Source organism: Arthrobacter sp. 35W, assembly GCF_000482545.1.
GTDB lineage: Bacteria > Actinomycetota > Actinomycetes > Actinomycetales > Micrococcaceae > Specibacter.
This window is the reverse complement of sequence record NZ_KI519454.1, coordinates 1,682,435-1,708,984: the sequence shown is the minus strand read 5'-3', so window position 1 is coordinate 1,708,984 and position 26,550 is coordinate 1,682,435. Positions and strand designations below refer to the sequence as shown.

Sequence of the window (26,550 nt, the reverse complement as noted above, 5' to 3'; positions counted from 1 at the left end):
CGGCTGGTCGAAGGGGTTGATGCCCAGCAGGCGGCCGGCAACGGCCGTGGCGAACTCCCACACCATCATCTGCGCGCCGAGGCTGCCGGAAATGGCAACTTCGTTCTCGGCGAGCTCGATGTCGGCGTCCTCGGAGACCAGACGGACCACCAGAACATCGGCGGCACCGGAGGTGGTCTCGGGGGAGTTGGGGGCGGCCACGACGGGCAGAACGCCCGTGCCCAGCTTGCCCGTGGACTCGGCAATGAGCTGCTCGGCCCAGTCGGCAAAGCCGACAATGCCCGAACCCTCATCGACGATGACGATCTTGTTGCGCAGCGGGTGCGTGCCACCGAGGACGGCGGCCAGGTGCAGGCCGATGTTCTCGCGGGCATCCTCGCGGAGGATCTCGCTGGCCAGATCGGCGTCGTCGAGCAGTCCGGCGACATCGGCGCCGGCCAGGCCCGAGGGCACCAGGCCAAACGCCGTCAGCGCTGAGTAGCGCCCGCCCACATTGGGATCCGCATTGAAGATCCGGCGGTAGCCGGCCTCACGCGATGCGGCATCCAGCGGGGAGCCGGGATCGGTGACGATGATGATGCGCGACGCGGCATCGATCCCCGCGGCGGTGAACTCCGCCTCGAAGATGCGGCGCTGCGAGTCCGTTTCCAGCGTCGAGCCGGACTTGGAGGACACCACGACGGCGGTGCGCTCCAGGCGGTCCGACACAGCGGCGCGGACCTGGGTGGGATCGGTGCTGTCCAGCACGGTCAGCTCCACGCCGGCGGTGGCCGTAATGACCTCCGGTGCCAGCGAGGAGCCGCCCATGCCGCACAACACAATGTGGTCGATGCCGTCGGCGGCGAGCTCTGCCTTCAGCGCTGCAATCTCCTCCGGGAGGTCCTCGGAGACCTCTGCGGCCTCCACCCAACCCAGACGAATGGCCGATTCAGCTTCAGCCTCCGGACCCCACAGGGTGGCGTCCTTGGCGAACAGGCGCGAAGCGACGGAATCCGCCACCAGCGCGTCAACGTGCTTCTCTACGGCGGCGAGGGCAGCGCCCGTCGCCACAAACGACATCGATGCCATGGACTAGGCCTTCGCAGCCACGGCGTTAAGGGCGTCCTGGACGTGGTCCAGGAGTTCCTGCCAGCTTGCCACGAACTTCTCCAGGCCCTCGGACTCGAGCTTGGCGACGACGTCGTTGTAGGAGACGCCCAGGCCTTCCAGCTCGTTCAGAACGGCGTTGGACTCGTCGTAGGTGCCGGTGATGGTGTCACCGGTGACCACGCCGTGGTCGAAGGTGGCATCCAGGGTCTTCTCCGGCATGGTGTTGACCACGTTGGCGGCAACGAGGCCCGTGACGTACAGGGTGTCCGGCAGGGCCGGGTCCTTCACGCCGGTGGAGGCCCACAGGGCACGCTGCGGCAGGGCGCCGGCCTCGGCCAGCACGGCCCAGCGCTCGTTGGAGAACTGCTCCTCGAAGACCTGGTAGGCCAGACGGGCGTTGGCCAGACCGGCCTTGCCCTTCAGGGCCAGGGCGGCATCCGTGCCCAGGGCGTTCAGGCGGGCATCGATCTCGGAATCCACGCGGGAGACGAAGAAGGAGGCCACGGAGTGGATGGTGGAGAGGTCGTGGCCGTTGGCCTTGGCCTGCTCCAGACCGGTCTGGAACGCGTTGATGACTGCGCGGTAGCGCTCCAGCGAGAAGATCAGCGTGACGTTGACGCTGATGCCGGCGGCGATGGTGGCCGTGATGGCCTCCAGGCCTTCCAGGGTGGCCGGGATCTTGATGTAGACGTTCTTGCGGTCAACCTTCGCGTAGAGGCGCTTGGCCTCGGCGATGGTGCCCTCGGTGTCCCAGGCCTTGCGGGGGTCCACCTCGATGGAGACGCGGCCGTCGACACCCTTGGAGGACTCGGAGATGGCGGCGAACAGGTCGCAGCCATCTGCCACATCGGCGGTGGTGATCTCGAAGACGGCGGTCTCGGCGTTGGCGCCGGCGGCTGCCAGTTCCGTCAGCTGACCCTTGTAGGACTCGCCCTTGGTGATGGCGGCCTCGAAGATGGACGGGTTGGTGGTGACGCCAACAACGTTCTTCGTGTCGATCAGGTTCTGCAGGCTGCCACTGGTGAGGCGGTCCCGGGAGAGATCGTCAAGCCAGATGGAAACGCCGGCGGCAGAGAGCTGCGCGGTGGGGGTTGAACTAGTCATTGCTCTTTTTTCCTTTGTGTCGAAGCTGTCGAAGGAGCCGCGGCTAGGCCGTGGCAGCGGAGAGGGAATCCTTGGCCGCGGCCGTGACGGCCTCGGTGGTGATGCCGAACTCCTGGAAGAGGCGCTTGTAGTCTGCCGAGGCGCCGAAGTGCTCCAGGGAGATGGAACGGCCGGCGTCGCCGACGAACTCGCGCCAGCCCAGGGCCAGGCCGGCCTCAACGGAGACGCGGGCCTTGACGGCGGCCGGGAGGACGGATTCCTTGTACTCGGCGGACTGGGCGTTGAACCACTCCACGCACGGCATCGAGATGACGCGGGTGGCGATGCCCTCGGCCTGCAGTGCCTCGCGGGCGTCAACGGCCAGCTGGACCTCGGAGCCGGTGGCGATCAGCAGCACCTGCGGGGCGACAACGGCGCCGTCGGCGGTGGACTCGGCTAGCACGTAGCCGCCCTTGGCCACACCGGTGGCGGAACCGAAGAGCTCCGCCGTGGCAGCACCCTCGGCACGGTCGTACGTGGGGATGTTCTGGCGGGTCAGCACGATGCCGGCCGGGTTGGAGGTGTTCTCCAGGATGGACTTCCAGGCCTGGGAAACCTCATTGGCATCGCCGGGGCGGACCACGTCCAGGCCCGGGATGGCACGCAGCGAGGAGAGCTGCTCCACCGGCTGGTGGGTGGGGCCGTCTTCGCCCAGACCGATGGAGTCGTGGGTCCACACGTAGATGGAGGGAACGCCCATCAGGGCGCCCAGGCGGATGGCCGGGCGCTGGTAGTCCGAGAAGATCAGGAACGTGCCCGAGAAGGCGCGCGTCGGGCCGGCCAGGTGGATGCCGTTCACGATGGACGCGGCAGCGTGCTCGCGGATGCCGAAGTGCAGCACACGGCCGTAGGGGCCGCCGGACCAGGAGTCGGTCTGCTTGGAGGCCGGGATGAACGACGGCGAACCCTCGATCGTGGTGTTGTTCGACTCCGCGAGGTCGCAGGAGCCGCCCCACAGTTCCGGCAGCACCGGACCGATGGCGTTGAGGACCTTGCCGGAGGCGGCACGGGTGGAGACATCCTTGCCGGCGGCGAAGGCGGGCAGTGCCTCGTCCCAACCGGCGGGCAGCTCGCGGGCCTCGATGCGCTCCAGCAGGGCAGCGGCGTCGGCGTTGGCGGACTTCCAGGCCTCGAAGCCGGTGTTCCAGTCGCTGTGGGCGGCGGCGCCGCGCTCAACTACCTCGCGGGCGTGGGCCAGCACGGCCGGGTCAACCTCGAAGGACTGCTCCGGGTCGAAGCCGAGTGCGGTCTTCAGTGCTGCCACCTCGGCACCGCCCAGGGCGGAACCGTGGATCTTGCCGGTGTTCTGCTTGGTGGGCGACGGGAAGCCGATCACGGTGCGCAGGGAGATGATGGACGGCTTGGAGGTCTCGGCCTTGGCCTTCAGCAGCGCCGTGTACAGCTCTGCAATGTCCTCGACGTACTCGCCGGTCTTGGTCCAGTCAACGCGCTGGACGTCCCAGCCGTAGGCCTCGTAGCGCTTGAGGACGTCTTCGGAGTAGGAGATGTTGGTGTCATCTTCGATGGAGATGTGGTTCTGGTCGTACAGGACCACCATGTTGCCCAGCTCCTGGTGGCCGGCCAGCGAGCAGGCCTCGGAGGTGACACCCTCCTGGAGGTCGCCGTCGGAGGCGATGACCCAGATGGTGTGGTCGAACGGGCTGGTGCCTGCGGCGGCGTCGGCGTCCAGAAGGCCGCGCAGGCGGCGCTGGGAGTAGGCGAAGCCCACGGAGGACGCCAGGCCCTGGCCGAGCGGGCCGGTGGTGATCTCGACACCCTTGGTGTGCTTGTACTCCGGGTGGCCGGGGGTCAGCGAGCCCCAGGTGCGCAGGGCCTGCAGGTCGCCCAGCTCCAGGCCGTAGCCGGAGAGGAAGAGCTGCACGTACAGCGTCAGCGAGGTGTGGCCGGGGGAAAGGATGAAACGGTCGCGGCCGATCCAGTGGGGATCGGACGGGTCATGGCGCATCAGCTTCTGGAAGAGAAGGTAGGCGGCTGGAGCCAGGGACATCGCGGTGCCGGGGTGGCCGTTGCCAACTTTTTCGACTGCATCTGCGGCCAGAACTCGTGCGGTGTCCACCGCACGCTGGTCGGCAGTAGTCCAGGACAATTCTTGTGATTCCAGATGTGACACTTACCGGGCCCTCTCAATTGGGTAAGGCGGGCGGCAAAAATGGGCGCACGTTTATAGAACGTCCAAAGGGCGTAATGTGCCCTCGGATTCTGCCGCTCACCGTTGAAACAAAACTTGCGTCCCAGCTTAGTCCCATAGGCAACCGGCTGCACCAAATCGTACGGGTGTCAATGGGGTTGCAATAGGTGTTTTTTTGTAACAACCGGCCGGTCGGAAAGCAATATGTTCAAATGCACGCCGAGGCACGGCGGCATGGTGGCCCCCGGCGGACGGGTATGATAGAAGAGCGGATTTGGTTCCGCGCGCACGTGCCACACCGGCCGCCCTTGCGGGCCGCCGCCGGGATGGGGACCGTGCCGGCAGGCAAACTTCAAGTACGGAACATGGTGACACTTACGTGAGCGCAACTCATAAGCCGGCAGCCCCGGTGGAAGCGGGAAGCCGGCTCGGCTTTTCCGGCAAGGCCAAGGCCTATGTGGCATTGACCAAACCCCGGGTCATTGAACTTCTGCTGGTCACCACGCTGCCGACCATGTTTTTTGCGGCCCGCGCCATTCCGGACATTTGGCTGATGGTGGCCACCATGGTTGGCGGTGCTTTGGCCGCCGGCAGTGCCGGAGCCTTCAACTGCTACATCGACCGCGACATCGACAAGGTGATGCACCGGACGGAAAACCGCCCGCTGGTCACCGGTGCCGTGACGCCGCGCGAGGCCCTCGTCTTTGCCTGGATCCTGGCCGTAGTCTCCGTGGCGGTGCTTTGGTTCGGCGCCAACCCGCTCTCCGGCATCCTGGGCGTCGTCGCAATCTTCCTCTATGTGGTGGTCTACTCGCTGATCCTCAAGCGCCGCACCTCGCAGAACATCGTCTGGGGCGGGGCCGCGGGCTGCATGCCCGTGCTCATCGCCTGGGCCGCCGTGACCAACACCGTCGAGTGGCCGGCCATCATCCTCTTCATGATCATCTTCCTGTGGACGCCGCCGCACTACTGGCCGCTGTCGATGCGCTACAGCGACGACTACAACGCGGCCAAGGTGCCGATGCTCGGCGCCGTCGCCGGTTCACGCATCGTTGCCGTCCAGGTGGTCCTGTACACCTGGGCCATGGTGGCCTGCTCGCTGCTGCTGATCCCGCTGGGCAACGCCGGGATCGTCTACACGGTGGTGGCCGCGGCCTCCGGCGTGTGGTTCCTCTTCGAGGCGCACAAGCTGTACAACAGCGCCAAGGAGAACGAGATCACGAAGAAGGGTGCGATGAAGGTCTTCCATGGCTCGATCAGCTACCTGACGCTGATCTTCCTGGCCCTGGCCGTGGACCCCTTCGTTGGATCCCCACTGATGGGCTGATGCCCGGCGTACTCTGGGCCTGTGCAACTCTTCCTCACGGCCCTCAGCGGCCTCGCCTGGACCATTGTGTACATCGAGGCCATCCGTCTGGGCTTCCGCCAGCGGACCTATGCCATCCCCGCCGCGGCCCTCGGGCTCAACTTTGCCTGGGAATGGATCTACTCCATTCATGACCTTGCCTCGGCAAACCCCGGCCTGCAGGGGTACATCAACCTCATCTGGGCGTTGGCCGACGTCGTCGTAATCTTTACGTTCCTGCGGTTTGGCCGGGCGGAGCTGCCCCGGTTTATTCCAGCCTGGCTTTTCGCCCTCTGGGGGATCGGACTCGTGGGCGCTTCCTTCGCCGTCCAATGGCTGTTCCTTGCCGAGTTCGGCCCAGCCGCCTCGGCGAAGTACTCGGCGTTCCTGCAGAACCTGCTGATGTCCGGGCTGTTCATTGCCATGTTCGTGGCGCGCCAGGGGCCGCGCGGCCAGTCGCTGCTCATTGCGGTGGCCAAGTGGTTGGGAACGCTGGCGCCGACGCTGCTGTTCGGCGTGTACGCGGACTCGCCGTTCATCCTGGGCATTGGATTGCTCTGCAGCCTCTTCGACCTGGCCTACATTGCCCTGCTGCTCTGGGCCAGGGCGCGGCCGGCCGCCTTTGGGTCCGCCCCCGACCCTTCACTGGCGGTGCGCTGAGCCCCACGCTTCGCACGCACGAGGGGCGCCCACCGTGTGGTGGACGCCCCTCAAAGGTGCAGCGGTGGATCAGGCCTTGCGGCGGAAGACCAGATCGGCCAGATTGGTGCCGGCGGCCAGCAGCAGGGCCGAGCCGAGCATGTGCAGGCCCACCAGCAGCGGCGGAAGCCCGGTGAAGTGCTGGGCGTAGCCAATGGCGCCCTGGAAGACGACGGCGCCAACCAACAGCATCGCTCCGGCGCGCAGCGCGTCCCCGGACCCGCGGCGCCACAGCAGGACCAGCACGATGACGGAGCTGATGACCAGCAGGTACACCGGCAGAACATGGACGCGCGTGATGAGGTCCGGATCCAACCCGTTGCGCGGGGCATCGGCGTCGCCGGCGTGGGGGCCGGAGCCGGTGACCACGGTTCCCAGAATGACGGCGAGGCCGCTGCAGGCAGCGGCGACGGCTGTCAGCTGGCGGACGGTCTTGGAGACGACCGGTCCGGTGGCCGTGGAAGCCAGGCCGGTGCGGCCGAAGGTCCTATTGACCAGCAGCATGGAGAAGACCACCAGTGCGGCGGAGACCAGGAAGTGCAGGCTGACCACCCACGGGTTCAGCCCGGTCAGCACGGACAGGCCGCCGATGACGGCCTGGACCGGGATGCTGGCCAGCAGGCCGAAGGCCAGCCAGAACAGATCCTTGCGTTCCTTGCGCAGATTCCACAGGAACACCAGCATCAGGCCGGCCACCAGGGCCAGCGCAAACGTCAGCGTGCGGTTGCCGAACTCGATGATGCCGTGGATGCCCATTTCCGGCGTGTTGACCAGCGAACCGTCGGTGCACTTGGGCCAGGTGGGGCAGCCCAGGCCCGAGGCGGTGAGCCGGACGGCGGCACCTGTGACGATCAGCACCGACTGGCCGATCAGCGACGCCACGGAGAGCTTGCGGATGGTGCCGTTCACGCTCGTGGGGAGCTTGCTCGTGAACCGCGACAGGGCGGTGGGGGAAGGATGGGTATCGCTCACGGATTTCAACTCCACTTGAACCAACGGATGGCAGCCAGGGAAGCCAGCAGCGACCAGCCCAGCAGAATGACAATTGCAAAAACATCCACCTGGCCGAAGACCAGTGCCTCGCGCATGGCACCGCCCAGGGCGCCGGAGGGCAGCCAGCCCACGGTGTCCTCCAGCCAGGCCGGAAGCCGGCTGGCCGGCAGGACGATGCCGCCCAGCGCGCCAAAGAGGATCCACACGAGGTTGGTGATGGCCAGGGTGGCCTCGGGGCGGACGGTGCCGGCGATGAGCAGGCCCAGCGCGGTAAAGGAAATGGCGCCCAGCACCAGCACGCCGGCGCCGAGGGCCAGGCCCGCCGGTTCCGGGCTCCAGCCCAGGAACAGCGCCGCCACCGACACGATGGCGGCCTGGATGACCAGTACGGCCAGCACGGCCAGCACCTTGCCGGCAATCAGCCCGGCCTTGCCCAGCGGTGTGGTGGACAGGAAGCGCAGCACCCCGTAGCGGCGGTCGAAGCCGGTGGCGATGCCCTGGCCGGTGAAGGCCGTGGACATGGCGCACAGGGCCAGCACGCCGGGGGTGGCCAGATCCACCCGGCTCGCGCCCATGTCGTCCAGCAGCGGCAGCGCAGAAAGGGCCACCAAGGCCATCAGCGGCAGCACAATCGCCAGGATCAACTGCTCGCCGTTGCGGAGCATGGTCAGGGTTTCATAGCGGCCCTGGCGCAGGATCCGCCGGCCGAGGGTGGCCGGCGTCGACGTCGGCATGGTGGGGGCGCTCATCGCAGCTCCGTTCCGGATACGGCCAGGAAGACGTCCTCCAGCGAACGCGAGGCCAGGTGGAGGGAGGTGGGCATGATGCCCTCCGCAGCCCACCACGTGCTGAGGGCAAGCAGATCCGCTGGCTCCAGGGGGCCCGTGACCGTGTAGCTGCCCGGGCGGGTTTCCACCAGAAGCAGCTCGCTGCGCAGGGCGGGCGAGGGCAGCAGCCCGGCGGGCCCTTCGAAGACGAGCGAGCGGTGGGCCTGTGTGGTGCTGGCCTCGCTCAGCAGCTCCGCGACGGTGCCCGACGCCACGGTTTCCCCGGCGTCGATGATGTAGACGTAGTCAGCCAGCTTCTGGGCATCGTCCAGCAGGTGGGTGGTCAGGATGATCGCCAGGCCCTGGCTGCGCAGTTCACGGATCAGCTCGAAGACCATCAGGCGCGATTGCGGATCCAGCCCGGCGCTGGGCTCGTCGAGGAACAGGACCTCTGGGTTGCCCACCAGCGCCGCCGCAAGTGCCACGCGCTGCTTCTGGCCGCCGGAGAGCCGGCGGATGGTGGTGTCGGCGAAGGCGGAAATGCCCAGCCGCTCCACCAGTGCATCAACCGAACGCGGGTTCTCGTACATGCTGGCCACATGGCGCAGCAGCGGGACGGGGCGGGCCGACGGCGGCAGGCCGCCGTCCTGGAGCATGACGCCGACACGGGCGCGCAGCGCGGCCCCTGCGGTCTGCGGATCCTCGCCGAGCAGGGTGATGTTCCCGCCGGTGCGGTGCTGCAGACCCTGGGCGCATTCGATGGTGGTGGTCTTGCCGGCACCGTTGGCGCCGAGGAGGGCTGTGACGTGGCCGCGGCGGGCGGTCAGGCTGACGCCGGCGACGACGCGCTTCATGCGCCCATCCAGTGCGGCGACGGGGCCAACGTCTTTGATGAGGCCGTCAATGATGAGGGCGGGGGATTCTGGCACAGTCGTATTCTACGCGAGGTAGTACACGCTGGTGCCGTGGTGCATTTCGGCCTTGGTGCCGGCGGCCAACATAATGGACCATGGGGAAAATCAAATCGCTGGCCACCGCCTTGTCCGTTGTTGTCTTTGCCGCCGCGCTGACGGGGTGCGACGACGGCGCTGCAGGTGCCAGAACCGCCGCGGACTCGCTGGCCACCGGATTGTCCACGCTCAATGTCGACTCGATCGGCTTCACCGATGGGGAGCCACAGGCCAAGACCGCCGCGCTGGCCGCCGCCACCAAGGGAGCCTCCGGGATCAAGCCGACCGTCGACGTCGAATCCGTCGCCGTGAAGGACAACGCCGGTACGGCCAATCTGGAGGTGGCCTGGCCGTTCGGCGCCGATAGCTGGAAGTACTCCACCACCGCACACCTGGAGCGCCGCGACGGTGCCTGGCACGTGGCCTGGCGGGCGGATCTGCTGCTTCCCGGCTTCGCTGACGGCGATGTCCTGTCCGTCCGGCGCAATACGCCCAAGCGCGGGGACATTCTGGGGGATGGCGGCGAGGTGCTCGTCACCAACCGCCCGGTGGTCCATGTGGGCATCGACAAGTCCCACGTGGATGCCGCCACCGCGCCAGCTTCCGCCAAGGCGCTGGCGGCCCTTCTCGAGCTGGACTCCGATGCCTACGCCGCGCAGGTCGCTGCCGCCGGGCCTGCAGCCTTTGTCGAGGCCCTGGTGATGCGCGATGATGCCTCCCGCACCGTCACCGATGGCGCCGTCAAGGCGATCCCCGGCGGGGCGGCGCTGCCGGGCACCCTGCCGCTGGCCCCCACGCGCACCTTTGCCCGGCCCATCCTGGGCACGGTGGGGGAGGCGACGGCGGAGCTTGTCGAGTCCTCCGGCGGCGCCCTCGGCGCCGGCGATGAAACCGGCCTGTCCGGCCTGCAGCGCGAATACGACAAGCAACTGCGCGGAATGGACGGCGCGGCCGTTTACAAGAAGGCCGCCGACGGCACCACCGTCCCCTTGTTCACCAGCGCGCCCGTGGGCGGAACTGCGCTGGCCACCACTCTGAACGCGAAGCTGCAGACGCTGGCCGAGGACACCCTCAAGGACGAGGCCTCGGCGGCGGCCATCGTGGCCATCCGGCCCTCCACCGGCGCCGTGGTGGCCGCTGCCAGTTCACCGGGCAGCAACGGCTACAACACGGCACTTCTGGGCCAGTACGCTCCGGGGTCCACCTTCAAGGTCGCCACGTCGCTGGCCATGCTGCGCAAGGGATCCACCCCGGACAGCATCGTCCAGTGCCCCGCGGAGCTGAACGTTGACGGAAAAATCTTCAAGAACGCCGGCACCTATCCGGCCGCCCACCTGGGTGCCATACCGCTCCGCGACGGGTTTGCGCACTCGTGCAACACGGTCTTCATCGGCGCCCGAGACACCGTGGCGCAGTCGGATCTGGCCTCGGCCGCGTCTTCGCTCGGGCTCGGTGTTGAGTCCCCGCTGGGAACTGCTGCGTTCTTCGGTGCGGTGCCCACCAGCGCCACGGGCCCGGCACACGCCGCGGCCATGATCGGCCAGGGCGAAGTCCTGGTGTCACCGCTGGCCATTGCCACAGTTGCGGCCTCCGTGGCCAAGGGATCCCTGGTCTCGCCCACTCTCGTGGCACTGGGTGCCGCCAAGCCGTCGGCCGCCGCCCCCACGGGAACGGCCGCCGCCTCCACGGCGGTTGCCGCGGGCCCGGCGCTGTCCGCGGCCGAGGCCGCACAGCTGCAGGACATGATGCGGGCCGTGGTCACCAGCGGGCACATTGGAATCCTGGCCGATCTGCCCGGCGCCCCGGTGCTGGCGAAGACGGGGACGGCGGAATACGGCAACGACACACCCTTGAAGACCCATGCCTGGATCATCGCCGCCAAGGGCGACCTCGCCGTCGCCGTCTTTGTCGAAGATGGTGGCTTTGGCTCGGTCACCGGAGGGCCGCTGATGAAGGCCTTCCTCGCGGGCGCGGGGGGCTAGCACGGTGGCGTTCCCAGTGGAAAGGCTCACCTTACTGGTTAAGGGGAGTAAATTACGTCATAATTGTGTTGTTTATTGTAATTGCACTACCACTGCGCCACCGAGGAGGTGTTCATGAGCGAAACACATGCAGCCGACGCTGCCACGATGCCGCCCGTTGACGCCGACGAACGCACCCGCGACCGCGTCCGCAGCGCCGTGCTGGAGCACGGCCCGATCAGCGCCGCGCAGCTGGGCAAGCTGCTGGGTTTGACCCCGGCCGCCGTCCGCCGCCACCTTGACACCCTGGACCGCAATGGCGTGATCGAGGTCAAGCTGGTCGGCAATGCACGTTCCGGCGCCGGCCGCCCGGCCCGCCGCTACGTCCTCTCGCGCCGCGGCCAGTCGGCCATGGGCAACGACTACCTCGACATCGCCCGCACCGCCCTCACGCAGCTGGCCGAGACCGGCGGCGAGGCGGCCATCACGGCCTTTGCCGAGCAGCGCTTCGCCAAGATGGAAGAGGACTACCGGCCCATCGTGGATGCCGCCGGCGATGACATCACGGCACGGTCCAAGGCCCTCGCCACAGCCCTGAGCGGCGATGGCTTCGTGGCCTCTTCGGCCAGCTTCAGCTTCACCGCCACCCTGGCCGCCGAACAACTGTGCCAGGCCCACTGCCCCGTGCAGGAACTGGCCACCAGCTTTCCGCAGTTCTGCGACGCCGAGACGGCCGTTTTCTCCCGGCTGCTGGGCACCGATGTGCGCCGGCTTTCCACCCTGGCCAGCGGCGGGCATGTGTGCACCACGCACATCCCCACCGGCAGGTCCGGCAGCAAGACAACAAACCCTGATACTTCGACGACTTCCAACCATTCACAAGAAAGGCCGTGATGACGGATCAACTAGCGCAGGATGTAGGCGCGGGGACGGCTGTCCAGGACACCATCAACCACGACATCCTCGAACGAAACCCTGAGCTGGAGGGCCTAGGCAACTATGCTTTCGGCTGGTCGGACAAGAACGAGGCGAGCGACAACGCCCGCCGCGGTCTGAGCGAAGAGGTCGTCCGCGACATCTCGGCCAAGAAGAACGAGCCCCAGTGGATGCTTGACCTGCGTCTGAAGGGTCTGAAGTACTTCGACCGCAAGCCCATGCCCACCTGGGGTGCAGACCTCTCCGGCATCGACTTCGACAACATCAAGTACTTTGTGCGTTCCACGGAGAAGCAGGCCGCGTCCTGGGAGGAGCTGCCCGAGGACATCCGCAACACGTACGAGAAGCTGGGCATCCCGGAAGCCGAGCGCAACCGCCTCGTCTCCGGCGTCGCCGCCCAGTACGAGTCCGAGGTTGTCTACCACCAGATCCGTGAGGATCTGGAAGCCCAGGGCGTCATCTTCCTGGACACCGACACCGCGCTGCGCGAACACCCGGAGCTCTTCCAGGAGTACTTCGGCACCATCATTCCGGTGGGCGACAACAAGTTCGCCTCGCTGAACACGGCCACCTGGTCCGGCGGATCCTTCGTCTACGTCCCCAAGGGCGTCCACGTGGACATCCCGCTGCAGGCCTACTTCCGCATCAACACGGAGAACATGGGCCAGTTTGAGCGCACGCTCATCATCGCCGACGAGGACAGCTACGTCCACTACATCGAAGGCTGCACGGCTCCGATCTACACCTCGGACTCCCTGCACTCCGCCGTCGTGGAGATCGTGGTGAAGAAGAACGCCCGCGTTCGCTACACCACCATCCAGAACTGGTCCAACAACGTGTACAACCTGGTCACCAAGCGTGCCATTGCACACGAGGGCGCCACCATGGAGTGGGTCGATGGCAACATCGGGTCCAAGGTCACCATGAAGTACCCGGCCGTCTACCTCGTGGGCGAGCACGCCAAGGGTGAGACGTTGTCCGTCGCCTTCGCTGGCGAGGGCCAGCACCAGGACACCGGTTCCAAGATGGTCCACATCGCCCCGAACACGAAGTCCTCCATCATCTCCAAGTCCGTTGCCCGTGGCGGCGGACGCGCGGCCTACCGCGGTCTGGTGCAGATCCGCGAGGGTGCCACGCACTCGGCCAACACCGTGCGCTGCGACGCCCTGCTGGTGGACAACATCTCCCGCTCCGACACGTACCCGTACGTCGACGTCCGCGAGGACGACGTCTCGATGGGCCACGAGGCCACCGTCTCGCGCGTCTCCGAGGAGCAGCTGTTCTACCTGATGTCCCGCGGCATGCCCGAGGACGAGGCCATGGCCATGATCGTGCGCGGCTTCATTGAGCCGATCGCCCGCGAGCTGCCCATGGAGTACGCCCTTGAGCTCAACCGCCTGATCGAACTCCAGATGGAAGGGGCCGTCGGTTAATGACTGAGCTCACCGAAGAAAAAGCCCGCATTGGCGCGCCCAGCGCAGCCAGTGACGTCCGCCGCATTGCCGGAATGAACGAGGAGGGCGAGCAGCTCTCCGAGATCAACCCCGCCAGCTCCCCGCTGGCAGGCGAAGCCACCAAGTCGCACAGCCACGGCGGCGGAGTCGGCATTCCGGACAGCTCGCGCGCCGGCCGCCTGACTTCGTACAACGTCGCCGACTTCCCGGCCATCACCGGCCGTGAAGAGGACTGGCGCTTCACCCCGCTGAAGCGTCTGCGCGGCCTGGACCGCGTGGCGCTCGACGGCGCTGCACCGCAGATCACCGTGGAGAAGTCCGAGGCCATCACCGTTGAGACGGTGGCCCGCACCGATGCCCGCATCGGCACCGCCGGCATCCCGGAGGACCGCGTGTCCGCTGCCGCCTGGGGCGCCTTTGCCGAGGCCACGGTTGTCACCATCCCGGCCGAACACGTTCCGGCTGACGAGAACGACGTCACCACGCTGACCATCACCGGTGTGGATTCCACTCCGGCGGCCAGCCACATCCTGGTGCACGCCAAGAAGTTCTCCACCGCCGTCGTCGTCCTCGACCACCGCGGTTCCGCAGTGGTGAGCGAGAACGTCGAAATGATCGTCGAAGACGGTGCTGCGCTGACGGTTGTCAGCATCCAGGACTGGGACGACGACGCCGTGCACGCTTCCTCGCAGCAGGTCAAGGTGGGCCGCGACGCCAAGTTCAAGCACATCGTGGTCAACCTCGGTGGCGACCTGGTCCGCATCACCCCCTCCGCCCGCTACGCAGGCACCGGCGGCGACGTGGAAATGTACGGCCTGTACTTCGCCGATGCCGGCCAGCACTTCGAGCAGCGCCTGTTCGTCGACCACTCGGCGGCCAAGTGCAAGTCCCGCGTCACCTACAAGGGTGCACTGCAGGGCGACGGCGCCCACACGGTCTGGGTTGGCGATGTGCTGATCCGCAAGGAGGCCGAGGGCACCGACACGTACGAGATGAACCGGAACCTGATCCTGACCCAGGGTGCACGCGCGGATTCCGTGCCGAACCTGGAGATCGAGACGGGTCTGATCGAGGGTGCCGGCCACGCCAGCGCCACCGGCCGGTTCGACGACGAGCAGCTCTTCTACCTGCAGTCCCGTGGCATGCAGGAGGATGTGGCCCGCCGTCTGGTGGTCCGCGGCTTCCTGAACGAGGTCATCCAGCAGATCAAGGTCCCCGCCCTGGAGGAGCGTCTGCGCGAGGCTGTGGAACGGGAATTGTCGGCAGGCGTCCTCTGATGAGCGCAGCCCCCCAGGCAACGCCGGCAGGCGAGGTGGTCTGCCAGAGTTCTGATGTGAGCGTCAAGAGCGCAATCCGCGTGGAGATCGGTGACGTTCCGGTCGCCGTGGTGCGGGATTCCGAAGGGGACCTGCACGCCATCGCGGACATCTGCTCGCACGCGGAGATTTCACTCAGCGAAGGCGATGTTGAAGGGTGCACCATCGAGTGCTGGGCACATGGCAGTTCCTTTGATCTGCGCAGCGGGGAACCGCTGACGCTGCCGGCCTACGAGCCGGTGGCCGTGTACGCGCTCACAGTCCAAGGCGAGGACGTCTTCGTGGACGTCACCAACATTCTTAACGGAGTCGGCGCCCCCTAGGGGATGCCGCCCGGAACGTATATTTCAAGGAGAAATGAAGAGTATGTCTACTCTGGAAATCAAGGATCTGTTCGTCAGCATCGACACCGAGCAGGGCAACAAGCCCATCCTCAAGGGTGTCAGCCTGACCATCAACACCGGTGAGACGCACGCCATCATGGGCCCCAACGGCTCCGGCAAGTCCACCCTGGCCTCCACCATAGCCGGCCACCCGCGCTACACCGTGGACAGCGGCTCCATCACGCTCGACGGCGAAGATGTCCTCGCGATGAGCGTGGACGAGCGCGCCCGCGCGGGCTTGTTCCTGGCCATGCAGTACCCGGTGGAAATCCCCGGCGTCACCATGACCAACTTCCTGCGCACCGCCAAGACCGCCATTGACGGCGAAGCCCCGGCACTGCGCACGTGGACCAAGGACGTCAAGGCCGCCATGGCGCAGCTGCGCATCGAGCCCGAGTTCGCCCAGCGCAACGTCAACGAAGGCTTCTCCGGTGGCGAGAAGAAGCGCCACGAGATCCTCCAGCTGGAGCTCTTCAAGCCGAAGTTCGCCGTGCTGGACGAGACCGACTCCGGCCTGGACGTTGATGCACTGAAGGTTGTCTCCGAGGGCGTCAACCGCGCCGCCGAGGAGAGCGAGCTGGGCACTCTGCTCATCACGCACTACACCCGCATCCTGCGCTACATCAAGCCGGACTTCGTCCACGTGTTCGTGGACGGCCGCATCGCCGAGGAGGGCGGCCCCGAGCTCGCCGACCGCCTCGAAGATGAGGGCTACGACCGCTACCTGGCCGCAGACGCAGCCCAGGCCTAGGAATCCGAGAAGGAATCATGACCGAGACCAGCCAGACGGAGTCCGTGGAGCCTGGCGCTGCACAGACCAACCTTGAAGACATCGAGGAAGCGCTCCGGGACGTCATCGACCCCGAGCTGGGCGTCAACGTCGTAGACCTGGGCCTGCTGTACGGCCTGCGCTACGCCGAAGACGGTGCCCTGCTGCTTGATATGACCCTGACGACGGCGGCGTGCCCGCTGCAGGATGTCATCGAAGAGCAGGTTGAGCAGGCGATTGGTTCCCTCGTGGACGAATGGCGCATCAACTGGATCTGGATGCCGCCGTGGGGGCCGGAGAAGATCACGGACGACGGCCGTGACCAGATGCGGGCCCTCGGCTTCAACATCTAGTCGACGCCCTTCGACACACTGCAAGACGCCTGTTTTTAGGGGGAGCCCGCCCGTCCCCAGCCATACCCGGATCTCGCAAGCTCGATCTGGGACCCTATGGCCGGGGGGCCCGTCGCGGAAGCCCGAAGCCGCTCCCGGCTCCCCCTAAAAACTAGGCGTCTTTGCGTTTATGCCACGAAACTACGGGGTCTTGACGGCGAAGGTGTCGCAGGATTGCAGATCGGCCGTCTGGTAGCCGGTGTAGAGCCATTTCTGCCGCTGGGCGGAGGAGCCGTGGGTCCAGGTTTCGGGGTTGGTCGATCCGGTGGCGGCCTGTTGGATCCTGTCATCGCCCACGGAGGACGCCGCGGAGAGTGCGTCGTTGAGGTCCTTTTGCGTGATCTTCTCCAGGAACGGCTGACCCGTGGCCGGGTCCGGCTGGCTTGAGGCGTAGCGGATCCAGATGCCCGCATAGCAGTCTGCCTGCAGTTCCGTGCGGACCGAGGCCGAGGCGGCACCCTGCGGGTCCTGCTGCGCGCGGCCGATGGTCCCCAGCAGGTCCTGGATGTGGTGCCCGAACTCGTGCGCCACCACGTATTCCTGGGCCAGCGGGCCGCCGGAGGAGCCGAAGCGCGTCTCCAGTTCCTGGAAAAACGCCGGATCGAAGTAGGCCTTCCCATCGCCGGGGCAGTAGAACGGGCCGACGTCGGTGGTGGCCGGTCCGCAGGCGGTGTTGGTGCCATTGGAGAAGATCACTGTGGTGGGCACCGTATAGTCCACGCCATAGGGTTTCAGATAGGCCGGCCAGAAGTCGTTCAGCGAGTTGGCCGTGCCGACGATTCGGCAGTCCAGCCGCTCGTTCGCCTGGGCGCCGGTCTTGCACGCGGCTATGCCCTGCGTTCCGGTGGCGGCCGGCTCCTGCCCCGTGCCGGCACCCGTCAGCCCCTCGAGCAGGCTGGGGTTGATGCCCAGCAGGGCCCCGATCAGCAGCACCAGCCCGCCGCCCAGACCGATGCCGACCTTCTTGCCCGTCCCCATGCCGCCACGGCGGTCCTCGGCCTGTGAGGGATCCAGCTGGGCGCCGTCGTTGAAACTCATGGCATCACAATAGTCCGCGCAGCCGTCCAACGGGTCCTCAAATGGGCAGCCAATTGCGCCGCTGCCCTAGGATGGAGCCGATGCCATACCTCAACTCCCTGCAGCGCTGGGCCCGCGACCGCGGCGCCCGGACCGCCGTCGCCGTCGGCAGCGACAGCCTTGGCTACGCCGAGCTCCTGGAGCGTGCCAGTGCACTCCTGCCGAGCACCGGCCCCGTGTCGGCCCTCTGCCAGCCCAACTCCCTGGACCTCGTGGCCCGCTTCACTGCGGGCATCGCCGGGCTGCGGGCCGCTGCCGTCCTCGACCCGGCCTGGCCGGAGCCGGTCCGCGGCGCCGTGCTGGCCCGGATCGCCGTGCTTGGCGCCGCCGACCTCCCGTCGCTGGCGCTGGAGCCGGGGGTGCAGCTGGTGGACGGCCCGCCGGAATCATCATTCCTGATTGGCCTGACCTCCGGCACCACCTCGACGCCGAAGGGGTTCCACCGCAGCCGTGCGTCCTGGCGGCTCTCCTTCGACGCGGGCATTGACTACTTTGGCCTGGCCGACGACGACGTCACACTGGCGCCGGGGCCGCTGGCCTTCAGCCTCAACCTGTATACGATGGCGGAATGCCTGTACGCGGGCAGCGAGTTCCGCACCCTGGCCGAGCCGACGGCGGCAGCGGCCGTCCAGGCGGTGGCCGACCACGGCGTCACGCGGTTGGTGCTGGTCCCCACCATGGCGGCCCTGATGGCCACCCACGCCCTCGCGGCCGGCAGCACTGCACCGGGCCTGCGCAGCATCATCTGCGCCGGCTCCGCACTGGACCCGGCGACGGTTGACCTGCTGCGGCGCTGGGCGCCTGCGGCCCAAGTGCACCAGTACTACGGGGCCTCGGAACTGGGCTTCATCGCCGCCGGCACGCCGGTTGCCGGCAATCCTCAGGACGGCGGCCCGGCTGCGTGTGCCGCGCCCGATCCGGCCCAGGGCGCCGCCGTCGGTCTGCCGTTTCCCGGCGTCGAAGTTGCCATCCGCGGCGACGACGGCGCAGTGCTGGGGCCGGGGGAGGCCGGGACCATCCACGTCCGCAGCCCACTCATCAGCAGCGGCTACCTCTGGGGCGACGACGGCCGGGCCTTCACCAGTTCCGCCGGCTGGTCCACCGTGCGGGACAAGGGGTTCCTGGACGACGCCGGCACGCTCCATGTGCTGGGCCGGGACTCGGACATGGTCATCAGCAGCGGCCACAACATCTACCCGCATGAGGTGGAGGCCGTGCTGTCCCGCTGCCCCGGGGTGGCCCGTGTGGTCGCCACCGGGGTGCGCGATGCCGTGCGTGGGCAGCGGCTGGTGGCCGCCGTCGCCGCCGAGCCCGGCACCGCAGTGGATGCCGCTGTCCTGCGTGCCGCGGCTGTGGCGGCGCTGCCGGCGCACAAGCGGCCGGGGCGATACTACAGCCTCGAGGCGCTGCCCCTGACGGCCGCCGGCAAGATCAGCCGGGCCATGCTCCAAGCCTGGATCGAGGAGGGGCACGAGGGTGCACACAGGATCTTCTAGCGGCACATTTTCCGACAACGCCGTGGTCATTGCCGCCCGGCGCACGCCGATCGGGCGGGCCGGCGGCGCCCTGAAGGGCGTCCCCGCGCAGGACCTCGCCGCACCCGTGCTGCGCACCCTGCTGGCCGACGCCGGCGGCACTGTCGGCCTCGGCGGCCTGCACCCGGCCGACGTCGTGCTGGGCAACGCCACGGGCGGCGGCGGCAACATTGCCCGGCTGGCCGCCCTCACTGCAGGGCTGGACGCGGCCATTCCGGGGTTGAGCGTGGACAGGCAGTGCGGCTCGGGGCTGGAAGCCGTCAATCTGGCGGCCCGCCTCGTCGGATCCGGTGCCGGGGAACTGTACCTGGCCGGGGGAGTCGAGAGCATCAGCACCGCTCCGGCCCGGGCGCACCGGCTCCCCGATGGCAGCCTGGACTTCTTTGACCGTGCCCGGTTCTCTCCCGATGAATTGGGTGATCCGGACATGGGCGTCGCCGCAGAGAACGTGGCGGCGCACTACGGCATCACGCGTGGGCGGCAGGACGCCTTTGCGCTGCGCAGCCACACGCTGGCCCTGCGCTCCGCGGCGGCAGGAGCCTTCGACGCCGAGCTGGTGCCGGTGGCCGGGCTGGCGGCGGACCAGGGGCCGCGGGCGAGCGTCACGGCGGCGCTGCTGGCTCGCTTCCCGGCAGCCTTTGTGCCCGGCGGCACCGTCACGGCCGGCAATTCCTGCCCGTACAGCGACGGCGCGGCCGCAGTCGTGGTGACCACCGAGGCCCGGGCCAGGGAGCTGGGGGCAACGGGCTGGCTGCGCTTCGTGGACAGCACCGTGAACGGCAACGAACCCACGTTGACCGGCGCCGGTGCGGCGCATTCGACGCGGGCACTGCTTGGGCGCCCGGCGGTGCTGGCCGCCCTCGGCGCCCAGGCTCCGGTTGGCGCGGCCTCTCTCCTGGATGGCGTGGAGTTGATGGAGTTCAACGAAGCCTTCGCCGCGCAGGTGCTGGCCGTGGCCGATGAGCTTGGCATCGACCCGGAGCGGCTGAACCGGCAGGGCGGAGCCTTGGCCCTGGGCCACCCCTACGGCGCGTCCGGCGCCGTCTCGGTGGTGCGGCTCTTTGCCCAGGCACGGGCACGGAACGTCGACGGCGACCTGGCCCTGGCGATGATCAGCATCGCCGGCGGCATGGGCATTTCCACCCTGTTCCGCTGGGAACGGGCCTAGTCCTCCGGGTCGCCCAGTCCGCGGGCGGCCAGTGCGTCGCCCGTGGCCCGGGCGTAGGCCACCGTGCCGATCACCACGGGAAGCGTCCTGGCCCGGATGTTCCGCTCCAGGCCGCGGGCCCGCGCCGCGTCGCGCACGTCGTCGAAGGCGCCGATCACAAACGGAATGCTGCGCAGCATCAGCTGCACGGTGAGCCCAAAGCGCTCAGGATCCGCACCGAAGCGGGCCAGCGGGCGGACGGCGGCGGAGAGGCCGTCCAGCAGCGCCGCCACGGTGGTGGTGGAGGTCAGGATGTTGGACGCGATGACCGTGGCAATGATCGCGGCCACCACAGTCCACGCCGTTCCGGGCCCGTTCTGCCACCACTGGAAGGCGGCAATCAGGACCAGGAACGGTGCCATCATGCGCACCGCCCGCCAGATCCGCCGGGCAGGCAGGCCGGCAGCAAAGTGGAGCCCGACGACGACGGCGAGCACCGCCGTCGTCGCTCCAACCGTCGGGAAACCGAAGCAGGCCACGGCAACGAGCGCCAGCAGGATCCCCTTCAGCCACAGGGGCGTGCGGTGCACGATGGAGCTGCCGGGATGGTAGTTGCCGATCAGGTGGGCGTGGCCGCGCATCAGGCCGCCATGGCCCGGTAGTGCGCCACGGCATCCTCGGGGGCGCCGTCGAAGACCACTGCAGCGTTGTCCACCACCAGCGCCCGATCGCAATCCAGCGCGAAGTCCAGATCGTGGGTGGAGATCACCAGCTGCTGGGGGAGTGCAGCCAGTGTGGACCGCAGCAGGCGCGTGTTGCGCAGGTCCAGCAGGGTAGAGGGCTCGTCCAGCACCAGCACATCGGGATCCACGGCGAGCACGGCGGCCAGAGCCACCAGCTGCCGCTCGCCACCGGAGAGCTCGTAGATGCTGTTCTCGGCCACCTTCGCCAGACCAAACCCCTCCAGCGCGGCGAGGGCCGCGGCACGGCGCTGGGCCGCCGGCAGTTTCAGGCGCCGCAGCGAAAGTTCGATGTCCTCCACCGGCGTGGGCATCACCAACTGCGAGAGTGGATCAGTGAACACAAAGCCCACGCTGCGGCGCACGGCACTGCCATGGGTCCGGGTGTCCAGACCATTGATCCGCACCGATCCAGAGTCGGGCAGCAGCAGGCCGTTGAGCAGGCGCAGCAGGGTGGATTTGCCCGACCCGTTGGCGCCGATCACGGCGATGCGCTGCTCGGACAATGCCAGGGTGGTGGAGGACAGAATGGTGCGGTGGCCGCCGTCGGCCAGCTCCACGCTGGCCCCGGCGGCCTCAAGTTCAATCAGGCTCACTTGCGGCGGCGCACCAGAATATCGGGGAACGCGCGGTGCAGGCTCAGGGCGATGGACACTGCCACCACGTTCTTGAGGATGTCGCCCGGGAGGAAGACGACATCTGCCGCCAGGGCCGCGGTGAGCCCCATGCCCTTCAGGGCCAGTCCGGCGATGCCGAAGGCGTGGATGACCACCATGCCCGCGATCGCGGCACCGAAGAGGCCCAGCCACTTGCGGCGGGTCCGCACTGCGATGGCGGCCAGGGCGCCCGTGACGGCCACGCCGCCCAGGAAACCGATGATGTAGCCGGCGGAGGGGCTGGCCAGCACGGCAACGCCGGAGCGGAAGCCGCTGAAGATCGGCAGGCCAACGAGGCCCAGCAGGATGTAGAGTCCGACGGCGGCCAGGCCCCGGCCAAAGCCCAGCACCAGGCCGCACAGGGCGACGACGAGCGTCTGCAGCGTGATGGGGACGCCCAGGCCGCCCACGGGGATGCCCGGAATGCTGATCGAGGCGGCCAACAGGGCCGCGAAGACGGCAATCAGGGCCAGGTCGCCGGAGCGCCAGCGGCGCCTGCCGGCAATGGACGGCGCGGAGGAGGCCGTCGTCCCAGCGGCCGGTTCACCCTGCGGCAGGGAATCGGAGGAGGGCTTGAGTGCCGGATCAGTCATGGTTCTGCTTTCTTTTGGCCCGCAGCGCATGGTTTTAACCACAACGGACGCATATCAAGAGGAGACGGAGCATCTTTGCTCCGCGGCTCGGTAGAATGGAAAGGCTGTGCTTTGCAAGGATGGAACCCTCGGGTTCCGCCAGGCGGCCGCTGCACCTCTTATTCGTTCTGTGAAAGGTTACTACCTTGATTATCGTCCAAGACCTTGAGTTACGCGCCGGTGCGCGTTTGCTCATGGACGAAGTGTCCTTCCGGATCGACAAGGGCGACAAGGTGGGGCTGGTGGGCCGCAACGGCGCCGGCAAGACCACGCTGACCAAGGTTTTGGCCGGCGAGACCCTGCCCGCCGGCGGCAAGGTCAGCCGCAGTGGCGAAATCGGCTACCTGCCGCAGGACCCCCGCACGCCCGACATGGAGCAGCTGGCCCGCGACCGCATCCTCTCCGCCCGCGACCTGGACGTGGTCATCACGAAGCTGCGCGCCACCGAGATGGACATGGCCAGCGAGGACGCATCCGTCCGCGACAAGGCGATGCGCCGCTACGACCGCCTGGAGCACGAGTTCCTGAGCAACGGTGGCTACGCCGCCGAGGCCGAGGCGGCGGCGATCTCCTCCAACCTGGCCCTGCCCGAGCGCATTCTGAACCAGCCGCTGAAGACCCTCTCCGGTGGCCAGCGCCGCCGTGTGGAGCTGGCCCGCATCCTGTTCTCCGGTGCCGAGACGATGCTGCTCGATGAGCCCACCAACCACCTTGACGCGGATTCCGTGGCCTGGCTGCGCGACTTCCTCAAGAGCCACCAGGGCGGGCTGATCGTGATCAGCCACGACACCGAGCTGCTCGAGGCCACGATCAACAAGGTCTACCACCTGGATGCCAACCGGGCCACAATCGACCAGTACAACCTGGGCTGGAAGAAGTACCTGGAGCAGCGCGAGACGGACGAGCGTGCCCGCAAGCGCGAGCGTGCCAACGCCGAGAAGAAGGCCGGCGTCCTGATGGACCAGGCCAACAAGATGCGCGCCAAGGCCTCCAAGGCCGTCGCCGCGCAGAACATGGCCAAGCGCGCCGAGCGCCTGATGGCGGGCCTGGCGGAGGTGCGGGCCAGCGACAAGGTGGCAGCCCTGCGCTTCCCGGAGCCGTCCCCCTGTGGCAAGACGCCGCTCATGGCCGAGGGCCTGAGCAAGTCCTATGGCTCGCTGGAAATCTTCACCGACGTTGATCTAGCCATCGACCGCGGCTCCAAGGTGGTCATCCTGGGCCTCAACGGTGCCGGAAAGACCACGCTGCTGCGCATGCTGGCGGGCGTGGACAAGCCGGACACCGGCGAGGTCATCCCGGGCCACGGCCTGAAGATCGGCTACTACGCCCAGGAGCACGACACGCTGGACACCAGCCGTTCGGTGCTGGAGAACATGCGCAGCGCTGCCGGTGACATGAACGACGCCGAGGTGCGCAACATCCTGGGCTCGTTCCTGTTCTCGGGCGACGACGTCAACAAGCCCGCGGGCGTGCTCTCCGGTGGTGAGAAGACCCGTCTGGCCCTGGCCACGATCGTAGCCTCCTCCGCCAACGTGCTGCTGCTCGATGAGCCCACCAACAACCTGGACCCGGCCAGCCGCGCCGAGATCCTGCAGGCGCTGAAGAACTACAGCGGCGCCGTCGTGCTGGTCAGCCACGATGAGGGTGCCGTCGAGGCGCTGGACCCGGAGCGCGTTGTGCTGCTCCCGGACGGCGTCGAGGACATCTGGAACCAGGACTACCTGGACCTGATCACCCTGGCCTAGCACTTCCGGCTGCTGCCCCGCAGTTGCTGCCCCCCTTGAATGCTCCCGAGCTTTCAAGCCGGCAGCAACTGCGGGGCAGTTTGCGTTGGGGGGAGGATGGTCGTGGGGGACAAGTGTTCTAATGGGATCGTCTGTGGAGGGATAGGCGGGCCGGGCGTGGCCCTACATTGGCCGGCCTTGAGGCAACTTTATAGAAGGTATATTCGAGTACAGTCTAGCATACTAGAATCTGGAAGTGTACAATAGCGACTAGACGTTCACACCCGTGGACGGAGCATTCAGTCAGTTCAGCGTCAATTGAGACGGGGACCATGGTGGACGGTTATGCGGGAGCTGTTGCCAGCCGCTTTGCCCTGCACGCCGATGGCTCGGAATCGACAGGCCCTCGTACGACGGCGGGCCCGGTGCCGGAGGCCTTGGACGTCGCCGCATGGGTGGCCGCCCTGGCCGCACCGATGGCGCCTGCCACCAAGAGTTCTTCGCAGTTGGCGGACCCTGCCGGTTGCCCTGGAACCAATGACGCGCCCTTGGCCTTGGCCGGAGGAATCGACGGACTGTCTTCGCCAGCGCGGTCCGCCGCACGCATTCCGCAGGCAAGTTCAGTGCTGATCGACCAGATCCGCGCGCTGGAGGAGCTCAAGGGCGCCGCGGCCGGGCGGCAGGCGGTCCTCGCTGCAGCCTTTGATGCCCTGCAGCGCCGAGACCAGGAATCCCGCGGAGTGCCCGTGAAGGATATGGGCAAGGGGGTGGGCGCACAGATAGCTCTGGCCCGGCGGGACCCACCTGCCAAGGGCGCACGGCACCTCGGATTGGCCAAGGCACTCGTCCGGGAAATGCCGCACACTCTCCGCGCGCTTCAGCGGGGCAGAATTTCCGAATGGCGGGCCACCTTGCTGGTGCGCGAGACGGCGTGCCTGTCGTTGGAAGACAGGATGGCTGTCGACGAGGACCTTGCCGGCAACCTGGAATCCCTCGAAGCCTTGAACGACAAGGCCATCGTGGCCCGTGCAAAGCAGGCCGCCTACAGATTGGACGCCGCCGCCTTCGTAAAGCTCCGCGAACGCTCCGAGACGGAACGCAACGTCACCTGCCGACCGGCACCCGGCGGCATGGTCTTCCTCTCGGGGCTGCTGACACTGAAGGGCGGGGTTTCTGCGCTGGCGGCGCTTGACAGCGAGGCCACGCTGCTGCGAGCCCGGGGGGATTCCAGAAGCCGGGGCCAAATCATGGCAGATGCCATGATTGAACGACTCACCGGAGCGGTGGATGCACGCAATGCATCTGTCGAGATCCAACTGGTTATGACGGATCGTGCGCTCTTCGACAATGGCGCGGAGCCCGCCTACCTTCCGGGCTACGGGGTGATCCCAGCCCCCGATGCCCGCGCCCTCGCAACGTCCGACCAACACGGGCTGGAAGCAAAGGACCGCGTTCGGATCCGGCGGCTCTTTACGTACCCCGGCACGGGTGAACTCGTTGGCATGGAGGCGCGTTCACGGTTGTTCCCCGAGTCCCTGCAGCGGCTCGTCCGCGCCCGGGACCAGGTCTGCCGAACACCGTGGTGCGGCGCGCCCATCAGGCACGCCGACCATGTGAAATCGTGGGCCTCAGGTGGGCCAACGAGTGCCGCCAATGCGCAGGGCCTGTGCGAACGCTGCAACCAGACCAAGGAACTTGCCGGTTGGTCGTCCGAGACCGTGTCCGGTCTGCGGCACACGGTTGAGACAACCACGCCGACGGGCCACGTCTACCTGGGCATGGCACCGCCACTGCCCGGCACCTCGGATGGAGATGCCGCATTAGACGGAGGCCTGCGCGCGGAAACGGATGTGGCATATCCGATGCCGCGGGAGCACGCACGGGCTCTGACAGTCCGTTTGCCGGCCGAAGCCGCCATTGCGGAGGAATCACCAAAGGGCCCAACAGCAACCACCGATGCTGTCGACGCCATATCAGCGGGATCATGGCTTCTGGCCACGACGGGGCGTGCGGCAGGCCGGCCACTTCGACGGCACTACGTCAATGATTGGGCTGCCCGCCATGGGCCTGGCCTGCAGAGCCGGCCACCCGGCGCCATGATGAGTGCTGGGTCCACAAGAAGGCCTGGTCCCAGTGCGCGTGCCAGCCCGGCGTCCGGCAGTGAAGACAGCGCCAGACAGTGATGGCAGCGTCAGCGCACCTGCGTCGGGGTGGCTCCGGAAATGCGGGCCAGTTCGCCATAGTTGATGGAGAACATGGCGCTGTGGTGCCCGGCGCCCGCCCACAGGATCGGATATTCCGCGAGGCTCTGATCCAGCAGTGTCTTGATGGGCTGCGGATGCCCCACCGGAGCCACTCCGCCCACCTCCTGGCCGGTGTGTTCCAGAACGAAGTCCGGCGAGGCGCGCTTGATGGGCGGCAGCCCGTTCAACCGTGCGGTAAGCCGTACATCCACCCGGGCGGCACCGCTGGCCAGAATCAACAAGGGCTCTCCACCACAGACAAAGACGAGGCTGTTCGCAATGGCACCCACCTCACAGCCCAGGGCGGCAGCCGCGGCCTCTGCCGTTGGCACGCTGTCGTCGAAGATGGCAACAGTGTCCGCTGCGCCGGCGGCCAGCAGTGCTTGGCGGACGGCGTTTACGGCTGCAGGGTCAAGGGTGGCGGAGGGCTCGTGGGTCATGGAGCCATTT

The 26,550-nt window shown here is 67.6% G+C and carries 24 protein-coding genes; 13 read left to right on the top strand and 11 right to left on the bottom strand.

From position 1 onward, the window contains the following. From K254_RS0107435 to tkt, 3 genes are all read right to left on the bottom strand, one after another. Positions 1 to 1,068 (bottom strand): glucose-6-phosphate isomerase (locus K254_RS0107435; protein WP_026554831.1); only part of this gene is annotated, 1,068 nt, incomplete at its 3' end. Positions 1,069 to 1,071: 3 nt separating this feature from the next. After that, the gene (gene tal, locus K254_RS0107430) at positions 1,072 to 2,193 is read right to left on the bottom strand and encodes a transaldolase (RefSeq protein ID WP_026554830.1); all 1,122 of its coding nucleotides are present in this window, start codon (positions 2,191 to 2,193) and stop codon (positions 1,072 to 1,074) included. A gap of 43 nt (positions 2,194 to 2,236) precedes the next feature. Next, positions 2,237 to 4,354, bottom strand: a complete 2,118-nt coding sequence (gene tkt, locus K254_RS0107425; RefSeq protein ID WP_026554829.1) for a transketolase — start codon at positions 4,352 to 4,354, stop codon at positions 2,237 to 2,239. Positions 4,355 to 4,760: 406 nt separating this feature from the next. On the opposite strand from tkt, the gene K254_RS0107420 reads away from it, so the two are divergent. Together K254_RS0107420 and K254_RS0107415 are read left to right on the top strand one after the other, a co-directional pair. Beyond that, positions 4,761 to 5,708: a heme o synthase gene (locus K254_RS0107420; RefSeq protein ID WP_051388958.1), complete on the top strand. Its 948-nt coding sequence runs from the start codon at positions 4,761 to 4,763 to the stop codon at positions 5,706 to 5,708. Positions 5,709 to 5,729: 21 nt separating this feature from the next. Next, positions 5,730 to 6,386: a transmembrane-type terpene cyclase gene (locus K254_RS0107415; protein WP_026554827.1), complete on the top strand. Its 657-nt coding sequence runs from the start codon at positions 5,730 to 5,732 to the stop codon at positions 6,384 to 6,386. Positions 6,387 to 6,455: 69 nt separating this feature from the next. Here the strand turns inward: K254_RS0107415 and K254_RS0107410 are convergent, their stop codons facing one another. The 3 genes from K254_RS0107410 to K254_RS0107400 are packed head-to-tail and all read right to left on the bottom strand — an operon-like array spanning position 6,456 to position 9,114. Next, positions 6,456 to 7,397, bottom strand: a complete 942-nt coding sequence (locus tag K254_RS0107410) for a COX15/CtaA family protein (protein WP_051388957.1) — start codon at positions 7,395 to 7,397, stop codon at positions 6,456 to 6,458. Positions 7,398 to 7,402: 5 nt separating this feature from the next. Then, a complete protein-coding gene (locus K254_RS0107405) occupies positions 7,403 to 8,167 on the bottom strand; it encodes an ABC transporter permease (protein WP_026554825.1) in 765 nt (254 codons plus the stop codon). Continuing rightward, positions 8,164 to 9,114, bottom strand: a complete 951-nt coding sequence (locus K254_RS0107400; RefSeq protein WP_026554824.1) for an ABC transporter ATP-binding protein — start codon at positions 9,112 to 9,114, stop codon at positions 8,164 to 8,166. The genes K254_RS0107405 and K254_RS0107400 overlap by 4 nt, the downstream gene beginning before the upstream one ends. An 80-nt stretch (positions 9,115 to 9,194) precedes the next feature. Between K254_RS0107400 and K254_RS0107395 the strand changes: the two genes are divergently transcribed. The 7 genes from K254_RS0107395 (at position 9,195) to K254_RS0107365 (ending at position 16,307) form a co-directional block, all read left to right on the top strand. Continuing rightward, positions 9,195 to 11,117 carry a penicillin-binding transpeptidase domain-containing protein gene (locus tag K254_RS0107395; RefSeq protein WP_026554823.1) on the top strand — a complete coding sequence of 641 codons (1,923 nt, stop codon included), beginning with the start codon at positions 9,195 to 9,197 and terminating at the stop codon, positions 11,115 to 11,117. Positions 11,118 to 11,231: 114 nt separating this feature from the next. Next, positions 11,232 to 11,990, top strand: coding sequence for a helix-turn-helix transcriptional regulator (locus tag K254_RS0107390; RefSeq protein WP_026554822.1), 759 nt, complete (start codon positions 11,232 to 11,234; stop codon positions 11,988 to 11,990). After that, the gene (sufB, locus tag K254_RS0107385) at positions 11,990 to 13,465 is read left to right on the top strand and encodes a Fe-S cluster assembly protein SufB (protein ID WP_026554821.1); all 1,476 of its coding nucleotides are present in this window, start codon (positions 11,990 to 11,992) and stop codon (positions 13,463 to 13,465) included. The genes K254_RS0107390 and sufB overlap by 1 nt, the downstream gene beginning before the upstream one ends. Beyond that, positions 13,465 to 14,763, top strand: coding sequence for a Fe-S cluster assembly protein SufD (gene sufD / locus K254_RS0107380; RefSeq protein ID WP_026554820.1), 1,299 nt, complete (start codon positions 13,465 to 13,467; stop codon positions 14,761 to 14,763). Before sufB ends, sufD begins: the two co-directional genes overlap by 1 nt. Further along, a complete protein-coding gene (locus K254_RS0107375; RefSeq protein WP_035749099.1) occupies positions 14,763 to 15,125 on the top strand; it encodes a non-heme iron oxygenase ferredoxin subunit in 363 nt (120 codons plus the stop codon). The genes sufD and K254_RS0107375 overlap by 1 nt, the downstream gene beginning before the upstream one ends. A gap of 43 nt (positions 15,126 to 15,168) precedes the next feature. Then, positions 15,169 to 15,936 (top strand): Fe-S cluster assembly ATPase SufC, encoded by a 768-nt coding sequence (gene sufC / locus K254_RS0107370; protein WP_026554819.1) that lies wholly within the window; start codon positions 15,169 to 15,171, stop codon positions 15,934 to 15,936. 17 nt (positions 15,937 to 15,953) lie between these two features. Further along, positions 15,954 to 16,307 carry a metal-sulfur cluster assembly factor gene (locus K254_RS0107365; RefSeq protein ID WP_051388956.1) on the top strand — a complete coding sequence of 118 codons (354 nt, stop codon included), beginning with the start codon at positions 15,954 to 15,956 and terminating at the stop codon, positions 16,305 to 16,307. Positions 16,308 to 16,487: 180 nt separating this feature from the next. On the opposite strand, the gene ypfJ is transcribed toward K254_RS0107365, so the two are convergent. After that, complete coding sequence (gene ypfJ, locus K254_RS0107360; protein ID WP_026554817.1) at positions 16,488 to 17,384, bottom strand: KPN_02809 family neutral zinc metallopeptidase; 897 nt, start codon at positions 17,382 to 17,384, stop codon at positions 16,488 to 16,490. An 80-nt stretch (positions 17,385 to 17,464) separates the two neighbouring features. Between ypfJ and K254_RS0107355 the strand changes: the two genes are divergently transcribed. After that, on the top strand, positions 17,465 to 18,919 hold the full coding sequence (locus K254_RS0107355; RefSeq protein ID WP_026554816.1) for a class I adenylate-forming enzyme family protein: 1,455 nt from the start codon (positions 17,465 to 17,467) through the stop codon (positions 18,917 to 18,919). Next, positions 18,900 to 20,126 (top strand): thiolase family protein, encoded by a 1,227-nt coding sequence (locus K254_RS0107350; protein ID WP_231391778.1) that lies wholly within the window; start codon positions 18,900 to 18,902, stop codon positions 20,124 to 20,126. Before K254_RS0107355 ends, K254_RS0107350 begins: the two co-directional genes overlap by 20 nt. On the opposite strand, the gene K254_RS0107345 is transcribed toward K254_RS0107350, so the two are convergent. From K254_RS0107345 to K254_RS0107335, 3 genes are read right to left on the bottom strand one after another with little or no spacing between them, the layout of a single operon-like run. Continuing rightward, positions 20,123 to 20,746: an energy-coupling factor transporter transmembrane component T family protein gene (locus K254_RS0107345; protein WP_026554814.1), complete on the bottom strand. Its 624-nt coding sequence runs from the start codon at positions 20,744 to 20,746 to the stop codon at positions 20,123 to 20,125. The two genes, K254_RS0107350 and K254_RS0107345, sit on opposite strands and share 4 nt — an antisense overlap. Beyond that, positions 20,746 to 21,441, bottom strand: a complete 696-nt coding sequence (locus K254_RS0107340) for an energy-coupling factor ABC transporter ATP-binding protein (protein ID WP_026554813.1) — start codon at positions 21,439 to 21,441, stop codon at positions 20,746 to 20,748. Before K254_RS0107340 ends, K254_RS0107345 begins: the two co-directional genes overlap by 1 nt. Then, the gene (locus tag K254_RS0107335; protein ID WP_081709952.1) at positions 21,438 to 22,094 is read right to left on the bottom strand and encodes a biotin transporter BioY; all 657 of its coding nucleotides are present in this window, start codon (positions 22,092 to 22,094) and stop codon (positions 21,438 to 21,440) included. Before K254_RS0107335 ends, K254_RS0107340 begins: the two co-directional genes overlap by 4 nt. Before the next feature lie 185 nt (positions 22,095 to 22,279). Between K254_RS0107335 and K254_RS0107330 the strand changes: the two genes are divergently transcribed. Both K254_RS0107330 and K254_RS25280 read left to right on the top strand, forming a co-directional pair. Further along, entirely contained in the window at positions 22,280 to 23,878 is a 1,599-nt protein-coding gene (locus tag K254_RS0107330; protein WP_026554811.1) for an ABC-F family ATP-binding cassette domain-containing protein, read from the top strand. 311 nt (positions 23,879 to 24,189) lie between these two features. Continuing rightward, complete coding sequence (locus K254_RS25280) at positions 24,190 to 26,040, top strand: HNH endonuclease (protein ID WP_081709951.1); 1,851 nt, start codon at positions 24,190 to 24,192, stop codon at positions 26,038 to 26,040. A gap of 8 nt (positions 26,041 to 26,048) precedes the next feature. Here K254_RS25280 and K254_RS0107320 read toward each other — a convergent pair whose 3' ends face one another. Next, entirely contained in the window at positions 26,049 to 26,540 is a 492-nt protein-coding gene (locus tag K254_RS0107320) for a YbaK/EbsC family protein (RefSeq protein WP_026554810.1), read from the bottom strand. Between the last annotated feature and the right edge of the window lie 10 nt (positions 26,541 to 26,550).